Here is a 4,540-nt window from a genome sequence, read left to right as displayed (position 1 = left end):
TTGCTATCTGTCAACCTGCTTTATCCCCCGAGGCGCAGATTGGCTTATCATTACGCATACTTTGCGGCTTTGGCATCGACGAGATCGCAGAAGCATTTCTATCAAATAAAGAAACCATCAATAAACGGCTTTACCGTGCTAAGGAAAAATTAAGGGAAGAGAAGATAAAGATCGGGTTTCCGGGCCCTGCAGAAATTGAAGAACGGCTTGAAAACGTACTAACCACCGTTTACCTGCTTTTTAGCGAAGGCTATTATTCGGTAAGCCAAAACCAAACGCTCCGGCAGGATCTTTGCCTCGAAGCCATGCGTTTATGCAACATGCTAATCGAAAATAAAAGCACCTGTAAACCGCAGGTTTATGCTTTGCTTGCCCTGATGTGTTTTCATGCCTCAAGGTTTGAAGCAAGGTTAAATAAAAACGGAGAATTGGTTTTATATGATGACCAGGATCCCGGTTTATGGAATATGGAGCTATTGGGTAAAGGCGCTTATTATTTTAAATGTGCCTCGGTCGGCACAGAACTATCAACTTACCACCTGCAGGCGGGCATCGCCTGGTGGAATACCCAAAAAGCCGATACCCGCGAAAAATGGCAAAGTATTTTGCAGTTGTATAACAGGCTGCTCCAATTGGAGTATTCACCCATTGCCGCGCTTAACAGAACATATGCGCTTTCAAAAGCAAATGGAAAGGCCGAAGCAATTATAGAAGCGGAGAAACTTAAGCTTATTGATAACCAGTTTTACTTTGCCCTGCTTGGCGAACTTTATGCCGGTATTGACAATGAAAAAGCAAAACAAAATTTTGAAAAAGCTTTTTCATTGGCAAAAACACAGGCCGACAAACAGGCGATGCAAAATAAAATAAAGAAACTTTAATTTGTCGCCAGGGAGACTTTATTTTAGTGAGTTGCGGGTTCGTCTTCTTCGACGATTGATTTTGTTTGAGGGGTTGACACAATCTCACCGTTTTCATTTACATAAGCAAGCATGCTGTCAAGGTCGCCGCCCGTTGCATTTTTAAGCCGCTCTTCTTTGCGGTACGCTTTGTCCTCTTTCTTCTTGAGCCTTTTCTTTTCCAGCTCTTTTTTCATGAATGTTGATTTTGATTTAGCCATGTTGTTTTTATTAAGAGCCAGGAGTCAAGATTCAGGAATCAAGACAATAAGACGGGAGCGGCAAACAAGGAATGACGGATCATAAATTAACCTTCAGCATTCGATATTCGTCATTCGGAGTTCAAGATTTCTTCTGTTCGCGGCCCTCAGCCTGGATTCCTGGATTTTGACTCCTGATTCTGTATTCAATTATAAATAAAAAGCACCTGCCATTAAAAGGGCAAGTGCTCTTACGATAAAACTAAAATAAATTAGTTGATAACTTTTACATTTATTGCGTTCAGGCCTTTTTTGCCTTCTTCAACATCAAATTGTACTTTATCATTTTCACGGATGCTATCGATTAAGCCGGTAGAGTGAACGAAAATTTCGTTCCTGTTATCGTTCTGTGAAATGAATCCAAACCCTTTTTGGGTATTGAAAAACTTTACTGTTCCTTCTTTTTGCATTAAATTATTTATTAATAAGCTGACAAGGTAGTCATAAATAATGGTATAATTTACTTTTGATAAAAAAATTTAACAATTATTTATATTTATGAAAATAAAAAGAAATTTTTTTCATATTATTTTAAAAAAAGTTCAGCGTAGGTTTAATACCATGTAGGTTTAAATAAAAGTGCGCCTGGCTGCAATAAATAAATTATCAAGGTGTTTATATAGTAGTAGGAATGGTAAATGCCTGTTCGACAAGGTATAACAGGTTTACCATTTTTCAATAAAAAACACCTATCAGGAATAGGTTTTTTTACGGATAAAATCAACATCAATTCAATAATTTTACTTACCTTTAACAAATCCACTATTCCAATTTAAATTCTTAGACATTGCCTGGATAATAATGCGGTGATATTTAAGCATTAACCAGCATAGAATGAAAAAAGACTTTAAAAAGGAGTTAATCCCCGGCGGGGTTAATCGTTACTTAGCTTTCAGGGCTTCAAAAAACGCAGCATTCAATTTCGAAACTGCCTGCAACAAAAAAACAATTTACAATAAATTAAAATAATAATGGATTTAGCAGCAATAAAGGTCCAAACCATGACTTATGTGTATGATTTGATGAACGAGGCAAAAGAACATGGTTTTAAAGCCGACGATACCTGGGAAGTGAGCCTGGTATCGGAAACCGACAGGGTGCGAATCCAAAAAGACTATTATCCGGCCGTGGCAAGTAAAGCATTTTCGGACATTCTGCTACAGGTTTTTCAATCTGTAAAATCTGCCCTGAATTCGCCTTTAAGCAAAGATGAAGAACTGATGAACAGCCAGACTATTTTAAACAGCGAACTGAAATATATCATTGCCTTTAACCCAAAACGAGCCAGGCACTAATAACTCTCTGCGTATTCATTATAAAAAAAATGAATGGCTCCGCGCCAAATTCCAATTTGTACCCTAATTAATAAACTATAAAATAATGCCATTTTTAGACACTGTACTGCAACCACCATCGTATGGATGGATGGATGCCAAAGGCGACCTGGTTAAACCCAGTAACGGAAGGATCATACGGGAATTCTTCTCCAGACTTAATGTTTTTAAGTCCCGTAAAAACTGGCTTCCTTTTTTTAGCTGGCTTAAGGTGTTGTGTTTTATGCCTTTCTTTTTTCTTTTTGTATTTAAATTCATGAGTCCCTGGATGTTGCTCGCGGCCTTTGCTTACAGCATGATCATAATGGGTACGCATGGCACAGTTTGGCATCACCGGTATTGTACGCATGGGGCTTATAAATTCAAAAATAATTTCTGGCGGTTTTTTACGCAGAACCTTACGATCAATGTGATCCCTGAAGAAATTTATGTCGTATCGCACCATGTGCACCATGCAAAATCCGATACGCCAGGCGATCCATATAACGCATACGGTGGCTTTTTATATTGTTTTTTGGCGGATGTAAACCACCAACCTATAGCAAAGAACCTTACCGAAGCGGAATACAACCGCGTAAAATTATTAATGAAACATACCGGGGTAACAGGTAATACCTATGCGCAATATCAAAAATGGGGGTCTTATGTTAACCCCAACCGCGCGATTTTATCATGGGTGCTCAACTGGTCGTTTTGGTACCTTGCATTTTATCTGATGGGCGGCAACGCTTTAGCATGTACGTTATTTGGCGCCGCAGGCTTTTGGGCTATTGGTGTACGTACATTTAATTATGAAGGACATGGCAAAGGTAAGGACAAACAACGCGATGGTATAGATTTTAACAGGAATGACATGTCTGTAAACCAGATATGGCCGGGTTTTGTAGCCGGAGAATGGCATAATAACCATCACCTGTTCCCGCGCAGCGCACGCAGTGGCTTTATGCCTCACCAGGTAGATATGGCCTGGTATTATATCCGTTTGATGAACCGTCTTGGCGCTATCAGCAGTTATAAGGATTCAAAAAAACAATTTTACGCCAAATACCATCAACCTTACCTGGAGCAGAAAACGACGGGTACTATTCCTGTTGAAAGCGGTGAAAAGTTGATTACAGAAGCAATATGATTTGTATGGTTCAGCTTCTTAAATAAGAAGCGCCATTAATGTCGACTATGCCGGCGCTGGTAAATTCCAAACCATCGCTGGCATAGACGGCAATTAAACGGGCCACCTCTTCGGGTTTTGCCACCCTGCCAAACGGACTTTGCCTTTTTATAGCAACACCCTGCTCGCCGCTTAATGCACTTGCCGCCATTTCTGTTTCCACAAAACCAGGCGCTATAATATGTACGCTGATGCCACTGGGCGCCAAAGCAATTGCAAGCGATTGGCTCATCGCATTTAAGCCGGCTTTACTGGCGCCATAGCCCGGGTGATCCGGTTCGCCTCTGAAAGCTCCTCTCGAGGATATGTTAATAATCTTCCCATATTTGTGCCTGGCCATCAGCTTTGCTGCAAAAAAACACATGTTGGCCGGCCCGGTTAGGTTCGCTTTTATGGTTTCTTCCCAGTTTTTCTGCCAGTTTTCAAAATCCGTTTCCAGTATCTTGTGTTCAAGAAATACGCCTGCATTATTTACCATTACATCCAGCTTACCAAAACGTTCGGAATACCATTTGAAAAAGTTTTGTATGGCATCCTGGTCGCTCACATCAAGTTGATAAATTTGATGCCCTTCCCCGGCTAACTCCCTTAAAGTTTGCCCGGCGGTCTGCGCGTCAGAACGGTAAGTGAGTATGACGTTACCGCCCGATGCTGCAAACAGCTCCGCTGCAGCCCTGCCAATACCACGAGTGCCCCCGGTAATAACAATATTTTTACCTGAAAAATCAAAAGTCATTTTTAAAAGTACAGTTTATCCTATAAAATAAAATAATTTATCGTCAAAAATGAATAAGTCTTCCCACGTAAATACTTCGTTATTTACACAGATTGGCAATAAACCACCAATTATTAAAGCAAAAATATTTATAAAATATTTTT

6 protein-coding genes are annotated in these 4,540 nt (G+C 40.1%); 3 read left to right on the top strand and 3 right to left on the bottom strand.

All coding sequences use genetic code 11. The annotated features are described in order from the left end of the window. Window positions 1–881, top strand: an 881-nt coding sequence (locus tag QZY09_RS17845; RefSeq protein ID WP_295674593.1) for a DUF6596 domain-containing protein, incomplete at its 5' end; no start/stop codon positions are given. Between the two features lie 23 nt (window positions 882–904). On the opposite strand, the gene QZY09_RS17840 is transcribed toward QZY09_RS17845, so the two are convergent. Both QZY09_RS17840 and QZY09_RS17835 read right to left on the bottom strand, forming a co-directional pair. Continuing rightward, window positions 905–1,096, bottom strand: a complete 192-nt coding sequence (locus QZY09_RS17840; RefSeq protein ID WP_295674591.1) for a hypothetical protein — start codon at window positions 1,094–1,096, stop codon at window positions 905–907. Window positions 1,097–1,371: 275 nt separating this feature from the next. Next, window positions 1,372–1,569 (bottom strand): cold-shock protein, encoded by a 198-nt coding sequence (locus tag QZY09_RS17835; RefSeq protein ID WP_096354219.1) that lies wholly within the window; start codon window positions 1,567–1,569, stop codon window positions 1,372–1,374. A 561-nt stretch (window positions 1,570–2,130) separates the two neighbouring features. Between QZY09_RS17835 and QZY09_RS17830 the strand changes: the two genes are divergently transcribed. Both QZY09_RS17830 and QZY09_RS17825 read left to right on the top strand, forming a co-directional pair. Further along, window positions 2,131–2,454, top strand: coding sequence for a hypothetical protein (locus QZY09_RS17830; RefSeq protein ID WP_295674586.1), 324 nt, complete (start codon window positions 2,131–2,133; stop codon window positions 2,452–2,454). An 85-nt stretch (window positions 2,455–2,539) separates the two neighbouring features. After that, on the top strand, window positions 2,540–3,622 hold the full coding sequence (locus QZY09_RS17825) for a fatty acid desaturase (protein ID WP_295674583.1): 1,083 nt from the start codon (window positions 2,540–2,542) through the stop codon (window positions 3,620–3,622). A gap of 10 nt (window positions 3,623–3,632) precedes the next feature. On the opposite strand, the gene QZY09_RS17820 is transcribed toward QZY09_RS17825, so the two are convergent. Beyond that, window positions 3,633–4,397, bottom strand: coding sequence for an SDR family NAD(P)-dependent oxidoreductase (locus QZY09_RS17820; RefSeq protein ID WP_295674581.1), 765 nt, complete (start codon window positions 4,395–4,397; stop codon window positions 3,633–3,635). Window positions 4,398–4,540: the final 143 nt, after the last annotated feature.

This window comes from uncultured Mucilaginibacter sp., from assembly GCF_903913935.1.
Taxonomy (GTDB): Bacteria; Bacteroidota; Bacteroidia; order Sphingobacteriales; family Sphingobacteriaceae; genus Mucilaginibacter.
Note: the sequence above shows the minus strand (reverse complement) of the source record. Positions and strands in the feature narration are given on the sequence as shown.